The organism is Psychrobacter cibarius, assembly GCF_016107535.1.
Classification (GTDB): domain Bacteria; phylum Pseudomonadota; class Gammaproteobacteria; order Pseudomonadales; family Moraxellaceae; genus Psychrobacter; species Psychrobacter cibarius.
On the sequence record NZ_JABASQ010000010.1, the window covers coordinates 50101 to 65651 of the forward strand.

14 protein-coding genes are annotated in these 15551 nt (G+C 43.9%); 7 read left to right on the top strand and 7 right to left on the bottom strand.

Annotated features, from left to right (window positions below; all coding sequences use genetic code 11):
• The first annotated feature begins 22 nt into the window (after positions 1–22).
• The 3 genes from JFC08_RS07820 to JFC08_RS07830 all read left to right on the top strand — a co-directional run bounded on the left by JFC08_RS07820 (position 23) and on the right by JFC08_RS07830 (position 3607).
• Positions 23–817, top strand: a complete 795-nt coding sequence (locus JFC08_RS07820) for a HesA/MoeB/ThiF family protein (RefSeq protein ID WP_193009171.1) — start codon at positions 23–25, stop codon at positions 815–817.
• 86 nt (positions 818–903) lie between these two features.
• Entirely contained in the window at positions 904–2256 is a 1353-nt protein-coding gene (locus JFC08_RS07825; protein WP_109591308.1) for an ABC1 kinase family protein, read from the top strand.
• A gap of 94 nt (positions 2257–2350) precedes the next feature.
• Positions 2351–3607, top strand: coding sequence for a YbfB/YjiJ family MFS transporter (locus JFC08_RS07830; RefSeq protein WP_198330317.1), 1257 nt, complete (start codon positions 2351–2353; stop codon positions 3605–3607).
• Here the strand turns inward: JFC08_RS07830 and JFC08_RS07835 are convergent.
• Positions 3604–4092 (bottom strand): Lrp/AsnC family transcriptional regulator, encoded by a 489-nt coding sequence (locus JFC08_RS07835; RefSeq protein ID WP_045447764.1) that lies wholly within the window; start codon positions 4090–4092, stop codon positions 3604–3606. The genes JFC08_RS07830 and JFC08_RS07835 overlap by 4 nt on opposite strands.
• Positions 4093–4310: 218 nt before the next feature.
• Here JFC08_RS07835 and leuA point away from each other — a divergent pair, with 218 nt between their 5' ends.
• Together leuA and JFC08_RS07845 are read left to right on the top strand one after the other, a co-directional pair.
• A complete protein-coding gene (gene leuA / locus JFC08_RS07840) occupies positions 4311–6095 on the top strand; it encodes a 2-isopropylmalate synthase (protein WP_198330318.1) in 1785 nt (594 codons plus the stop codon).
• Between the two features lie 259 nt (positions 6096–6354).
• On the top strand, positions 6355–6975 hold the full coding sequence (locus JFC08_RS07845; protein WP_198330319.1) for a hypothetical protein: 621 nt from the start codon (positions 6355–6357) through the stop codon (positions 6973–6975).
• Positions 6976–7086: 111 nt separating this feature from the next.
• Here JFC08_RS07845 and accC read toward each other — a convergent pair whose 3' ends face one another.
• The 5 genes from accC to JFC08_RS07870 all read right to left on the bottom strand — a co-directional run bounded on the left by accC (position 7087) and on the right by JFC08_RS07870 (position 12794).
• A complete protein-coding gene (gene accC, locus JFC08_RS07850) occupies positions 7087–8448 on the bottom strand; it encodes an acetyl-CoA carboxylase biotin carboxylase subunit (RefSeq protein ID WP_198330320.1) in 1362 nt (453 codons plus the stop codon).
• Positions 8449–8602: 154 nt separating this feature from the next.
• The gene (accB, locus tag JFC08_RS07855) at positions 8603–9031 is read right to left on the bottom strand and encodes an acetyl-CoA carboxylase biotin carboxyl carrier protein (RefSeq protein WP_045447773.1); all 429 of its coding nucleotides are present in this window, start codon (positions 9029–9031) and stop codon (positions 8603–8605) included.
• 250 nt (positions 9032–9281) lie between these two features.
• Entirely contained in the window at positions 9282–10649 is a 1368-nt protein-coding gene (locus tag JFC08_RS07860; RefSeq protein ID WP_198330321.1) for an MATE family efflux transporter, read from the bottom strand.
• 461 nt (positions 10650–11110) lie between these two features.
• Complete coding sequence (locus JFC08_RS07865; protein ID WP_198330322.1) at positions 11111–12151, bottom strand: hypothetical protein; 1041 nt, start codon at positions 12149–12151, stop codon at positions 11111–11113.
• Positions 12152–12299: 148 nt separating this feature from the next.
• On the bottom strand, positions 12300–12794 hold the full coding sequence (locus JFC08_RS07870) for an EVE domain-containing protein (RefSeq protein WP_198330323.1): 495 nt from the start codon (positions 12792–12794) through the stop codon (positions 12300–12302).
• Positions 12795–13085: 291 nt separating this feature from the next.
• Between JFC08_RS07870 and hemW the strand changes: the two genes are divergently transcribed.
• Positions 13086–14384, top strand: coding sequence for a radical SAM family heme chaperone HemW (gene hemW / locus JFC08_RS07875; protein WP_198330324.1), 1299 nt, complete (start codon positions 13086–13088; stop codon positions 14382–14384).
• Positions 14385–14497: 113 nt separating this feature from the next.
• Here hemW and JFC08_RS07880 read toward each other — a convergent pair whose 3' ends face one another.
• Positions 14498–14638 (bottom strand): entericidin A/B family lipoprotein, encoded by a 141-nt coding sequence (locus JFC08_RS07880; RefSeq protein ID WP_045447789.1) that lies wholly within the window; start codon positions 14636–14638, stop codon positions 14498–14500.
• Positions 14639–14940: 302 nt separating this feature from the next.
• Here JFC08_RS07880 and JFC08_RS07885 point away from each other — a divergent pair, with 302 nt between their 5' ends.
• Entirely contained in the window at positions 14941–15513 is a 573-nt protein-coding gene (locus JFC08_RS07885) for a tRNA (cytidine(34)-2'-O)-methyltransferase (protein WP_045454970.1), read from the top strand.
• Positions 15514–15551 lie beyond the last annotated feature (38 nt).

Below are 15551 nucleotides of genomic sequence, written 5' to 3' on the forward strand. Positions count from 1 at the left end.
TAATAGGTTATTGGTAATAAATATGGCGCACACATCAGATGAAGGGCAGTTGTTGGATGAAGAGCTGCTGCGTTATGCAAGGCAAATATTATTAGACGGTTGGGATATTGACGCTCAATTACGCTTAAAGTCAGCTCGTGTGGTCATGATAGGGGCAGGCGGGCTTGGTTGTCCTGCTTCTGAGACGCTGGTGCGTGCAGGACTTGGGCAAATTCATCTGATAGATGATGACGTCATTGAAGCCAGCAACTTGCAGCGCCAAACGCTGTTTTTACCTGAGGATATCGGTAAACCTAAGGCGCTAACAGCTGCGCAAATGTTAGAGCGTATTAATCCTTTAATTACCGCTCGCGGTACAGTGGCAAGATTAAGCGAAGACAATGCTTATGAATTGCTCGATATGGCGACAGGCAAGCCTGACTTGCTTTTAGATTGCACTGACAATTTTGCGACGCGTGATGTCATCAATCGTATTAGCGTGCGCTATAAAATCCCGCTATTATCTGCCTCAGCAATTGCGATGCAAGGTCAGTTGGCGCTGTTTGAGCCGCAACTAAACACTGGTTGTTATCACTGCGTGTTTGGTTCGGTAGTACTTGATGCAGCGGCTGATGAGCGTACGTGTGCTAACTCAGGTGTGCTAGCGAGTACCACTGCTATCATGGGTAATTTGCAAGCGAATGCTGCCTTGCAGTATTTGGGATTAACCAAAAATCCACTGACAAATAAACTATTAATATGGGATGGTAGCCAGATGCAGCAACGGCTGATGGGCTATCGCCAAGATGCGCAGTGTCCTGTCTGTAGTAGTCATTAGTGATTGTTCATTAGTAGCTGTGTAACTTGTCATTATTTATAATCGCCTATTCTCAAAAACCTTTCTTATGGCCATAGTTGTTTTTTATGAAAATTCATCGTCCGCATTTATTAAAGCATACCTTCAATGTCATGAACCGTGTTCGCCAAACAGCCAGCGTGGCAGGTTTATCTGCGCTGAGAGTGGCAAAAGGTGAAAAGCCTGATGCCACATTATTAAAAGAAACGTTTGAGCAGTTGGGCACGACTTATATCAAGATTGGTCAGTTTATCGCCAGTACGCCGTCACTGTTTCCACGCGAATATGTAAAAGCTTTCCAGAGCTGTTTGGATCAGACCACGCCACTGTCTTATGCTTATATCGAGCAGGTATTGAAAGAAGAGTTGGCGGTTGATGGCATGACGCTCGCTGATAAGTTCGCCCATATCGACTCAAAGCCACTAGCATCAGCCTCTATTGCGCAAGTGCATGCGGCACGGTTGCATAATGGCGATGAAGTCGTATTAAAGGTACAAAAGCCTGACGTCGAGACCATTATGCAAACCGATTTGGGCGTATTGCATGGGGTGACTAAATTACTTGAGATTCTGATGCCGTCGATGAAGTTTGCCAGTATTGCGCCGATTATCGATGAGATTCGCCTGCGCATGCTTGCCGAGACGGACTTTATCGCTGAGGCACAAAACATCCGCGATTTTCAGCAGTTCTTAGCCGTATCAGGCAATACGCGCGTGGTAGCACCCAAAGTATATGAAGAGCTGACGACCAAGCGTGTATTAACCATGAGCCGCTTGTACGGCGTATCTATGGTCGATGAGTCGCTCATGCGTCAGTATTGTGCTGATCCTGCGCAAGTCATGGCGGATACCTTGAATACGTGGTTTGCCAGTCTCATGCTGTGCAACAGTTTCCATGCTGACCTGCATGCGGGCAATTTGATGCTATTAACCGATGGTCGTATCGGCTTCTTGGATTTTGGTATTGTCGGTAAGCTAAAAGCTGAGAGTTGGCGTGCGTGCATGGGTATGATGCAAGCCATGCAGGACAGTGACTATCAAGCGATGGCGCGCCATATGATTGATATGGAAATGACCCATGGTGGCAATAAAGTCGATGTAGTGGCGTTGGGTAATGATTTGCAGCGTATGATGAAGACTATTATGGCGGAGGACAAGTCCTTTACCAGTGGTGTGCCTTTTAATAGTAAAGAGCAAGCCGATGAGTTAAATAAAATGATGCTTGAGATTGTAGAAGTCGGTAAGCGCCATGGTATTCATTTCCCACGTGACTTTGCTTTATTGACCAAGCAGATGCTCTATTTTGATCGCTTTATGCGTACGCTGGCACCTGATATGGATATGTTTAGTGATCAACGCGTACAAATGCTAGGACACACAGAAACAGATGTGACCATGCCACCAACAGTAAACGTATCGTAGTTTTCGCTTGTATGTTTGATTATTAATCCGCTGCTGCTCTTGAATGCTCTAACACAAAGGATTGTGTGCTAATGGCCGCAAAAATGGCTCTGTCATGATGACTGCTTTCAAAAGCCGTGCTTTTCCTCATATTACCAATGAAGCTGCCATTGCCTGTATCGGTATGTACTGCATGGCAGTCGTCATGGGCTATGGACGCTTCCTCTTTACTGCCACCTTGCCCGATATTATGGTGCAACTGTCGATTTCAACGACGATTGCAGGCTGGCTTGCCTCTATCAATTACATCGGTTATTTTATCGGTGCCCTCATTGCCATGTTTGTGCCTCAGCGTTCGACGTGGCAAACGCTGACACTGTGGGCAATTATAAGTGTCGTCACAACGATGCTACTTGTCGTACCTGATATGTCATTAACTCTATGGTATCTCATTCGTCTAATCGCAGGTATTGCAAGCGGTGTAGCGATGATTTTGAGCTCATCGTTTGTGATTCAAAGCTTAAGTCCTGAACGCCGCTCTGTACTGTCGGCAGTACACTACGCAGGTATTGGTGTGGGCATCAGTGCCTCTGCCATACTGACGTGGTGGTTGTTAATATTGGGCTATCATTTTGATGTCATTTGGTTGGTAGCAGGCTTTACAAGCTTACCTCTGGTATGGCTACTCTATGCGGTAAAACCAAGACAAGCACAGGGTTCCGACTCGCTGCTGACTGATCCTACACAGCACGTGTCAGTGCATCAAACCTATTTGAGCTTTAAGCGCGCTTTGTATGAGGCCATTGCTGGTCATCGTAAGGCTATTGCTTTGCTGTCAGCGAGCTATGTACTGGCAGGCTTTGGTTATATTACCTCTGCGACTTTTTTGCCAGTCATGGCAGCACAGCGCCTCACGACGCAGACGTATGCTGGATTGCTCATTTGGCTAGTCGTTGGTGTGTTTGCGATGTTATCAAATCCACTGTGGGGCGCACTTGCCAAGCGAATTGGTGAAATTAAAACGTTAATAGGCTTAACGATATTACAAGCATTTGGGATGTGCCTGCCCATATGGTTCGACGGCGCTATTGGTTTGTACGGCAATGCTGCTATTTTAGGTTTGACCTTTGTGGGTATGGTTTCGATGACGCTCACTTTGATTAAAAACATCAATCCTGCTTACTCAAATTTGCTGATAGGATTGGCAACTTTGGCTTATGCATTGGGTCAATTCTTGGGACCATTGGTGACGGTAGCATTGGCAGGGCAGGACGACAATTTCAATGCAGGGTTACTCGTTGCCGCCGCTGGATTGATGGTTGGATTGGTGCTGTTGCTATTGTTTCGTCGACAGCCACCGACTACCATTTAAACCACACTACGATTAAATATTTCTCGCAGCTCAAAACTGGTATGCACTTGAGCGACACCTTCGATACGATTGAGCCTATGTAATAAAAACTCCTCATAATGTGCCATATCGCGTACCCTTACCTTGATAAGGTAGTCTTCTGTACGACCCGTGACAATGCTACAGCTAATGACTTCATCAAAGCTCTGAATCTTACGCTCAAATTGCTCAAAGCGCTCAGCCGTATGGCGATCCATACTAATCGCAATAAAGACAGCGAGCGGGTAGCCAAGTTTTTGCGCGTCCGTTTTGGTGTGATAACCTGTGATAATACCAGCATCTTCTAAGCGTTTAATACGGCGTGCACAAGGCGTGGCTGACAGGTTGACGCGTTCGGCAAGCTCGGTGATACTCATACGTGCCTGAGTTTGCAATACGCGCAAGAGCTGTCGATCGATCTCATCAATATCGGCTAAATGTGGACTATCCAGATGACTGTTTGGCATGATCTGTTGCTTTATTAGTGAATTCATCTAATTATACTGAGTAAATTGCACTTTTTCACTAAAATAGTGTCATATATTATCAAAGAAAGCTGATTTCTATTGCATAAACTCTGATATTATTATGGTATAAACATTGGTTATCTCGTATGATAAACATTGATCTAATCACCAGCCGTCCAGCTAAAAACATAAATTCCCATATCATCTAAGGATTGATTATGTCTGACCAAGCCAAACGCACTGTAGCCTCAACGACTGCAAAGATTACACCTAAAAATGCCGCTTTTGATTATAAAAAGTATCGTTCATTTGCTTTTGCGCCATCGCTGTCAGATCGTACTTGGCCGAGCAAAACGATTGAAAAGTCACCAATCTGGGCAAGTGTGGATCTGCGTGATGGCAACCAAGCACTGATTGACCCGATGACGATCGAACAAAAAATGCGTTTTTTTAAAACGTTGGTTGAGGTTGGTTTTAAAGAAATTGAAATTGGCTTTCCATCAGCGGCGCAGGTTGAGTTTGATTTTGCTCGTAAACTTATCGAAGAAAATCACGTCCCAGACGATGTGACTTTGCAGGTATTGGTACAGGCTCGTGAGCACTTGATCGCCCGTACGTTTGAGTCATTGAAAGGCGCGAAGCGTGCGATTGTCCATGTTTATAATTCAACGTGCCGTGTACAACGTGAAAAGGTTTACGGTAAAGACAAAGCTGAAATCAAAGAAATTGCTGTTACTGGTGCCAAGCTATTACAGCAGTATGCGGCTAAATACCCAGAAACAGAGTGGGTATTCCAGTATTCACCAGAGAGCTTTAGTCAAACGGAAACTGAATATGCTGTAGAAGTCTGTGATGCGGTTTGTGAAGTATGGCAACCACAACAAGGGCAGGAAGTAATTTTAAACTTGCCAGCGACGGTTGAAGCGTCTATGCCCAATGTTTTTGCCGACCAAGTCGAATATTTCTGCCGTCATCTTGCCCAGCGTGAGCATGTCGTTATTAGCTTGCATACGCATAATGACCGTGGCTGTGCGGTTGCAGCAGCAGAGCTTGGGGTATTAGCGGGCGCCGATCGTATCGAAGGTACGCTATTGGGTAACGGTGAGCGTACGGGTAATATGGATATCATGGTCATGGCGATGAACTTGTTTAGTCAAGGTATCGATCCAGAGCTTGATTTTAGTAACATGAGCGAAATTGTACAAGTGGTCAGCGAATGTAACAATTTGCCTTTACATCCGCGTCATCCATACGTCGGCGAATTGGTCTTTACGGCCTTTAGCGGCTCACATCAGGATGCCATCAAAAAATCTCTCGATTATAACGAAAAGCATCAAAACGAGACGGATAACGTTTGGGATGTGGCTTACTTGCCAATTGATCCGGCGCATATCGGTCGTAGTTATCAGGATGTGGTACGTATCAATAGCCAGTCTGGTAAAGGCGGTGTGGCTTATATCTTGCAGCGCAACTATGGCTTTAATTTGCCGCGCTGGATGCAAATTGACTTCAGCGGCGTGGTACAGAAGCAAGCTGAATCAGCTGCTCGTGAATTGCAGAATGATGAAATCTTACAAACCTTTGAAGACACGTATCTACAGCAAGGCAGTTTTGAGTTGTTAGATTATACGGTCAATAATAAAGGCGGTGAAGTCTACTTTACTGGTCAAGTACAAATGAATGGGGACATCATTAATATTGATGGCACTGGTAATGGTCCATTATCATCGTTTATAGACGGCCTTGCCCAGCACACTGGTAAATCGATACATGTCATCAACTACGCTGAGCATGCGATTAATCCGCAGCACAATAGCAGTGATGGCATCGATGATGATACCAATAATGACAACAAAACTAATGCAAATGCGGCGGCTTATATCCAACTAAATGTAGATGGTGAAGTTTATTCTGGCATTGGCACTTGTAGCAGTACTGTATCAGCGATGCTTAAAGGCGCATTATCAGCGTTTGCTCAAGCAGTTAGTACTGCCACTGCTTAATGTTTTTATGATCGTCTTAATAACTTGTAGCTATAACGCTGTCGCTTCTTGTCTTTGGCAAGTAAAGCGATGGCGTTATTTTTTGCATGAAAAACGACAGTCTATATGCAGAAAGTAGACATTTATAACTATCGCCTATCTTGCAGTTGGCTAAAGCATCGCGACTAATAGCATAATGTTACTTGTGTTTTTGATGTCTAAGACTTACGCTAATGTACATAACTCATACTATTATATTATTATAAACAAAAGGTTAATTATGGAACCTATCTCACTTGCTTCATTTTCATTGGCTGCTATTTTGGCGTCATTGCCAGTAAATGGCGAAGTGGTCACTAAACCGACTATTACCACTCATATCAGCCCAGCTATCGCAGGACAATGGGAAATCGACTTAGACAGTAGTATCACGATGACTAAAGAAGCCAAAGCCAGACAAGCTGTAGCAAAAGAGCTGAACCAGACAAAAAGTGATGAGCCAGAAGTAACTGCTGGCACAGAAGGCGGTGTCCTTGTGCAGAGTGAAAATCGCGTCCTTAATATTAAGCCAAATACCAACAACCAGTTAAAGGTCTCTGCTAAAAAAGCAAACCAGTGCCGCGAGCTATATAATTTTGCGGCCGATAATGAGATGTGGGCAGTGAGTGGCAAAGAGTGGACATATGGTCGTTACCTAATCACGCACCGCGAAGAAGGGCTGCCCATTATTGCGCTAAAAACAGTCTATGACAATAATGAGGTAGATTGTTCAGGTAACCAAATCGACCAAACTGACGAAGCATTGATTGCGTTTTTAAACCACGATGGCAACCAAATGCAGTGGTGTGCGGATCCTGATGGTAATGAATGCTTTATGAATTTTAATAGAGTATTACCGTAGCATTTTCTTTATTTATAAAACTTAAAACCATTTTTTCTACAATGAAAGCATAAAAAACCGCTATCTAAATAGGTAGCGGTTTTTTTATGTTTAACAAGAAATCAAAGTAGGTTATACATCCGCGTTCTTTTTATTGCCAGTTAGAAGCTCTCTTTCAAGGTAATGAATATTTTGTGCTTCGTGAATAAAATTCTCATCTGCCAAAATGACATCGCGATGCAGCGGGATATTGGTTTTCATACCCTCAATCACCAATTCATCGAGTGCATGCAGCGTCTTAGAGACAGCTTGCTGGCGCGTTTGACCATGGCAGATAAGCTTGCCAATCAATGAGTCATAATAGCTTGGAATCTCGTAGCCCGGGTAGAGGTGCGAGTCAAAGCGTACACCAGCACCACTGGGGGCAAATAACTGAGTGACTGTGCCAGGACAAGGCATAAAGGTCGCAGGGTCTTCAGCATTGATGCGACATTCAATGGCATGGCCTTGAATCTCAATCTCGCTTTGACGATAAGACAAACCGTAGCCGGCTGCGATTTTTAGCTGCTCGACGACCACGTCGATGCCAGTAATCATCTCAGTTACCGGATGCTCAACTTGCACACGAGTATTCATCTCAATAAAAAAGTATTCATTATTTTCAAATAAAAACTCAAAAGTACCCGCACCGCGATATTTCACCAACTCACATGCTTTGACGCAAGCGTCCAAGATAGGCTGACGTACATCATCAGGGATATCAGGCGCAGGAGCTTCTTCTAATACTTTTTGGTGACGACGTTGCAATGAACAATCTCGATCATATAAGTGAATGGCATTACCATTACCATCGCCAAGCACTTGTATCTCTACGTGGCGCGGATTTTGTAGGTAGCGTTCCATATACACGGTATCATCACCAAACCACAGCTCAGCTTCTTGCTTAGCAGCCTGTACTTGACCAATGACTTCTTCAAAGCGCTCAACCACGCGCATACCGCGACCGCCGCCGCCAGAAGCGGCTTTAATCAATAACGGAAAGCCGATATGGCGTGCTTGCTCTTCAGCATTATGCAACGTTACCGCGCCCACTGAACCAGGGACGGTCGGTACGCCAGCTTTTTTCATCGCATTAATAGCAGAGACTTTATTGCCCATTAATCGAATATGGTCAGCATTAGGACCAACGAAAGTGAGACCTGCTTCTTCGACGCGTTCAGCGAATTCAGCATTTTCAGCCAAAAAACCATAACCCGGATGGATAGCGTCGGCACCAGTGATTTCAGCTGCGGTTAAAATAGTATTGATATCAAGATAGCTTTGATTGGCATTGGGTTTGCCAATACAGATTGCCTCATCAACAAAGCGCAGATGCATCAAGTTTGCATCAGCTGTGGAGTAGACACCGACGGTCTCTATGCCAAGGGCTTTGCAGGCTCGAACGATACGTAGGGCAATCTCACCTCTATTGGCGATGAGCAGTTTTTTTATCATGGGGTCATCCTTGTCGAAGCGGCGGTCATTGATAGAGTCGTTATTTTATGCGCCATTAAATCGAGCTACGATAAAGATAAAATAACTCAAGCTAAAATGCCAAATGATAACGAAATCTCTATCATAATGAGGTAAAGGTTGGTAAATAGTGTCGTTAAGCTCTATAGCGTATGACGGGTTGACCAAACTGTACCACTTCGGAGTTATCGACTAAGATTTCGTCAACGACACCACTTTGCGTTGCCTCAAGAGGATTCATAATTTTCATGGCTTCGATGATGCCCAATGTGTCACCAGCTTGCACCTTTTGTCCGACCTTTACGAATGGCGGGTCATTAGGGCTAGGGGCTGAGTAATAAACACCAACCATCGGCGATGTCTCAACGCTACCCGCTTTTACCGCTGGCTTTGCTTCAGCAGTGATAGGGGCAATGCCAGCAGCAGGTGCGGCCATCATGGTTGGTGCAGGCGCATCATAGTGACGAGTTAAGCTGATGTGTTCATCATCTGAGCTGATTTCTAAATTAACCAGTTCACTTTCTTCCATGAGGGCGATTAGGGTGCGTATTTTTTCAATATCCATAGTTTTAATTTTGCCTTCTACTAATTTCAAGAAATAGTGTAACTAAATATTGTGTAGGTAATTGCTAATGATACCTATATTCATGGCAATGAGCAATCGATGTACAGTTGTTAACTGAGTTTTTTTACATATTATGACGTAAGCATTTCTTACGAGTAAGAAATGCTTAATGATTTATCATAGTCTATGTGACCATGTAGCGCTAGTCATGGTTAGTAGATACTGCATTTACATCAGTATAGCTGATGCATTAACCCCACATCGTCGTCAGACGCTTTTGTTGATAGCGCAGGCGTAGGGTGAGTAGAATAGACGATAAGAATAAACCTGTGATTAATGCCATCCAAAACCCTTGTGCGCCTATATCGGTGAAGCGCACCAAATAAACACCGAGTGGCAATGCCACCAGCCAGTAACAAAACAACGTGACCCACATTGGGATCGTGGTGTCTTGCATGCCGCGCAATATACCAGCGACGTTGACTTGCCAGCCATCGAATAGCTGATAACCAAGGGCAAAAATAAGTAAATGCATAGATTGCGTGATAACGGCTGGGTTATCAGAGAATGCGGCTGCCAATTGTGGCCTAAATAGCCAAATACCAATCATACAAGTGAGCGCAATCAATACTGTCCAGATAAGACCAGTGGCTTGCACTTGACGTAACGCCATGAGGTTTTTTTCGCCAAAACGATTGGATACCATGATTGTCAGTGCCATCGCGACCGATATCGGAATCATAAACAGCTGGGAAGTCACTGCTAATGCCACCTGATGCGATGCGGTTGCTAGCTCACCTAATGGACTGATAACAAGAGCGCCCAAGCTGAACAAACTGGCTTCAAAAAAGATAGAGATACCAATCGGAATACCAAGTTTAAGGAGCTTTTTAATCTGTTCACGATTAGGACTGGCAAAGGCATAAAAGAAGCGCGTGCTGGCAAACTGCTGTCGCTTAGTAAAGCTGGTATAAGCCGCCAGTAATAAAACGTTTATCCATAACACAATGGCCGTTGCGACCCCGCAGCCTGCGCCGCCCATTTCGGGCATACCAAACAGACCGTGGATAAAAATATAGTTAAGGGGAATATCGGCAAGTAGTCCGATGATACTAATCACTGTCACCGGCTCAGGTCGGCCAAGTGCTTCGCAATAACTGCGTAGTACCGCATAGACAGCCAGTGCGGGAAAACCAAACGACACGCCATGCAAATATTGCGTTGCTATCGGTTGGATGTTTTCAGGCACACCCATGACCCCAAGTACATTGGGTGCTAAATTAACGATGATAAAGCCCATAATACCAATGACACTGGCGGTCCATAAAGACTGCTGCGTGATATGCGGTACTTGATGGTGCTTATTTTGACCAATCGCCTCACCAATAAGAGGGGTGGTGGCGATTAAAATACCAGTGGCTAATAAAAACAGCGGCAGCCAAATACCAGAGCCAACGGCGACGGCAGCCAAATCAAGCGCGGAGACTTGACCTGCCATGATAGCATCGACCACACCAAGTGCTGCTTGGCAAAACTGAGTAATTAAAATAGGAAGCGCGAGCACGCCTAAGCGTAAGCTGTAGCTTTTAAAATCTCTAAAAGATAATGGGAAAACCATAGTGAGCAACTTTTTATTCTTTGCGGTAATTATGATAGATGAGCAAATATTGCCATCAACAAAACAATAGCGAGACGGTCATACCATGACCAAAAATTTGAGCAGAAAAGCAAATGAGAATGAGGACACGCCCTAAGCAAGTTTAACCAAGCCAATCCAGTTTTTTGGATGGATGTAAAAGGGGGAGTCATGCCGACGATAATACTCCGATAAATAATATGAGCAAGCCCATATAGACAGAGTATGCAAAAAAAGTCAGGCACAAAAATAAAAATAACCCGTCAATCCAAGCAGTGGATTGACAGGTCATAAATAAATAGAATGGTAAAGAAGCCACGCTATGATGTCAACGCTTTAAAAGCGTTGTATCGATCTTAAAAACTGACTGTAAAAGGTAATCGATTCAATAGAGTGTGCACTGGACGATAACCATTCTAACTTATAGGCACATCAGCAGACATTTATAGCGACTCAGGCAAATCTTGCACCACTGCTTCATAGCCAATCAAGGTATTATTGGCATCAAATGCTTGCACGACAATCACGTAATTGGTGGACATGGCTGGAATGACAGGAGCAAACTGTGTTTCAAGATTACTTAATATCACGTTCTGCACATAGCCGTTGGCACCAGACTCGGCTTTGTTGACATCAATTTGGCTGACCAGTAAATACTTGGTATTGGCAGGATTTTGCCAAGTGACGGTCTTTTGACTGCCATTACCGATGACATCAAGAGTCATTTTGCCCAGACTATAATCAAGTGGGTACGTCTTAAAATTAGAGCGATCGCTGATGGTGTAGGTGACGTTGCAATTTTTTTCGCTACTGGTTAGTTTTTTACCGCCGAGGCCATCCTGATACTCAAAGCTACCTCTCCAAGGTGATCCTGCTTCTTTTTCCTCAAAGCTCCCCGCAAAGGTGGTTAATAAGTTTGGTGTTTCTACGCCCAAATCATTGACATACTTAATGTCTAAAAACGCTAACGTATCGAGACTGCCTGTTATTTTACCCGCGATATAGTTGTCAACCTTGATGGCTGAGTTGATGCCCAGAGTGTTATTTTCTTGGCAGGCTTGCTGCTGATAACTAACGCTCCCATCGACGCTGCCAGCGCCATCTTTACTGATATCAAAGTAAACGGCACCGATATCGATATCGTCGTTGTCACCATCGTCAATCTCAATAAAGTGTCCGACATATAAACCGCCGCGACCGCCTTCTGGGGTTATTTTATCCAAGAAATTATCGAGTGATTCTTCTGGTAAAAATACCGACTCCAAAATCTCAGCCATGGATTTCTCATCATCGCTCAGCTTATCTTCGACTTCTTTATACTTCTCTTTGACCTTGTCTTCCACACGATCATATTCATCTTTCACCTGATCTTCTATTCGGTCATATTCCTCTTTGACCTTGTCCCCGTCACTGCCACAGGCGCTAAGGGTTAGACTGAACATGCTGACGGTTAATACAGATAATAGTAGTTTGGGTGCGCTCATAAGCGGGTCCTGATAATGGGAATGAAGGTGTGATAAAAAAGGTCGAGAAATGAATTGTTGAGCATAAATCGCAAATATAGCAAATTTTTTGCAGGCAGCGCATCAATAAGTGTTCGTTGATAACACTAAAAACCTTACTCAATCGTTACTATCTAACCACTGGTTGCTCAGATAGTAGATGAAGGGTTTCTGCCATATCCATAATGGCGTACCAGTGTTTGGCGTCTAGTGGAATCACGGTAAGTTGCTCACAGCCTTTTCTCATTAATAATGAATCCTCAAGTGCGGGTAAAAATTTAAGGGCTGATAGTGGTAGAATATCAATGAACGCTTGCTCAAAAGTGACATCTACCATATACCAGCGTGGCTCATCTTCGGTGGCAATAGGATCGTAATGACGGTGCTCAGGATGGAACTGGCAGGGGTCAGGGTAGCCTGCTTTGCTTACCGTCATGATGCCAGCGACGCCAGACGGCTTAGCGCTAGAGTGATAAAAGAATACCTTGTCGCCGACCTGCATCTCGTCACGCATGAAGTTACGAGCGCGGTAATTGCGCACACCATCCCAACTGTCGGTCTCTAGGCGTTGCAAATCATCAATACCAAAAAACTGGGGGTTGGATTTCATCAACCAATAAGCCATATCTTTATCCTATTTATCATTATCAGCCATTCATTATTTGCAATATCACTGTATGCAATGTCATTTAATACAATATCATTTAATACAATGTCACTTTATGCCATCATTCTTCACTATTTTGCCTATAAAAGTACAGGGTTAACATGAATGTTTGTGATTGGTTTTGTTATTGATCGGCTTTTCTTTAAGATAGCCTTTTTTTTAATCACATTAGCCGTTATCCTAGCGCTACTTTCTGCTAGTGACAGCAGTCATCCATTTATGTAACCTTTTTTATAGATACCTTCGTTTATGTCAAATATTACACCTGCTCATTTTTCTGATAATCTCAGCATCTCTAATAATACTGCGAGTGGGATACAGGTAAGCGCCATTCCACTGGCGCTTTATATTCATATCCCGTGGTGTGTCAAAAAATGCCCTTATTGTGATTTTAATTCGCATGAGCTGCCGATGGATATGCAGCTATCTATGTATGACGAATATGTGGATGCGCTGCTGTCAGATGCCGCCATGCAGCAGTCGTTAACCCAAGCGCGTGAAATCAGTTCGATTTTTATCGGTGGTGGTACGCCTTCACTGCTACCCATTGCGCAATACCAGCGATTGTTTACTGGCCTACGTAACATCTTTAAGTTTGCTGATGACATTGAAGTGACGATGGAAGCCAATCCGGGCACGCTTGAGCATGCGCCTTTTTTCCAATATTTAGAGGTGGGTATCAATCGTTTGTCGATAGGTGTACAAAGCTTTGCTGCTGATAAGCTCAAAACCCTTGGTCGCATACATGACCCTGCACAAGCATTGTCAGCGATTCGTGCGGCTCGCGAGGCTGGGTTTGAGCGAGTCAATGTCGATTTGATGCATGGGCTACCGCAGCAAACGATGAATGAGGCGCTGAACGATATCCAGATGGCGCATGATGCTGGGGCGACGCATATTTCTTGGTATCAATTAACGATTGAGCCCAATACTGTATTTTACCGTAGCCAGCCGATTTTGCCAGATGAGGATAACTTGGCAGATATTGAGCAGGCAGGTCAAGCGTTGTTGCAACATTTGGGCTACCGCAATTACGAAGTATCCGCGTGGGCAGGCGCGTCAGATAAAGCATGCCGTCACAATGTTAATTACTGGCAATTTGGTGACTACCTAGCGATTGGTGCGGGTGCACATGGTAAAGTAACGATTGCTCATGAAGCATCAGCATTAACAGAGAATGGCTTAAAGAATGACTTGCTAGCATATTCTGGTATTTATCGTTTTAGTAAATCACGATTGCCTAAAGATTATGTGGATTATCAAGATAACACTGACTCTTCTGTTAAACGAAACGCACCAAAAATGGTGGGTTGGCAGGAAATTGACAGTGAGGAGTTGGTGAGTGAGTTTATGCTGAACGCGCTACGTCTACATGATGGCGTCGCTTGGTCGATGTTTACCGCAAGGACAGGGCTGAGTTACGATGATATTGCTGTACAAGTGGTGCAATTGATTACTCAGGGATTGCTGGTAGACAATACTGAACGACTACAGCCAACGCTATTGGGTCAACGTTATCTCAATCAGATATTGCGAGCCTTCTTATAATTGGAGATATTCACTGTTCTTTAATGTCAGTCTTTACTATCGAAAAATAAAGTTATAAAAAAAGGCTTATCACATAAATGATAAGCCTTTCAAATACGCAAAAAAATCAATACTTAGATTTTATTTTGTACGTCTTGTGCGCCGCCAGTAACAGCTTCGCCAGCGCTTGATACGTCTTGGCCCAAACCTTTAAAAGTGTTGCAACCAGTTAGAACAAACATAGCAGTTAAAGATGCGATGATTAATTTTTTCATAATAGAATCCTCAAAAATGGGTCGTTATAAATAATAACAGTGATGCTAAGCATTAGGCTTGAGCCTCACTGAGGGGTTATTGGATAAGATAATAATTGATAAATACTATCTCGATATCCGTTAGAGACATCATAGTGAAAGTTAAAAACTGTGCAAAGTATCAAAATGTAATTATTGGCAGTAAACTGTAACTTTTAATTACCTTTTGCTCAGAAATTCAAATAACCATCATTTTAGTAGAGTCTGTCCACGTTATCTCGGATCGACGATAATACGCAGATTTGACGACTTAAGGAGTCGATATGACCACTCATATTGTGTTGGTAGCGCCAAAAATGCCTAGTAACACGGGCAATATTATCCGCTTATGTGCCAACACGGGCGCGCAGCTACACTTGGTCAGGCCATTAGGGTTTGAGCTTGATGATAAAAAGCTACGGCGTGCAGGTTTGGATTACCATGAATACGCGCACCTACAAGTACATGATGATTGGGCAGCAGCAAAACTGGCGCTACAGGCAGCGGATTGTCATATTGTCACAGCATTGACCACCAAACTGAGCAAGCCTTTTTATGACTATGACTTTGGTGGGCAACAGATGGCTGCCGAATCTGATCGTGCTTTGATGCCTGAGCAGATACCTAATGTCGCCTTAGTATTTGGCTCTGAAACAGCAGGTTTGGCAGATGATATTCGTGAAGATATCGGCGCTGATCACTGGCTGCGATTGCCTATGCTGGCTGATTCACGCAGTTTAAACTTATCGAATAGTGTGGCGATATGTCTGTATGAGGTCTGGCGTCAGCAAGGTTTTACTGGCGATGAAGGTCGTAGTATCGGTTATGAAACCTTAACGGTATATGACCCAAAATAGCCATGCATTTTTTACTGATTGCAGGCAATGATCCAACA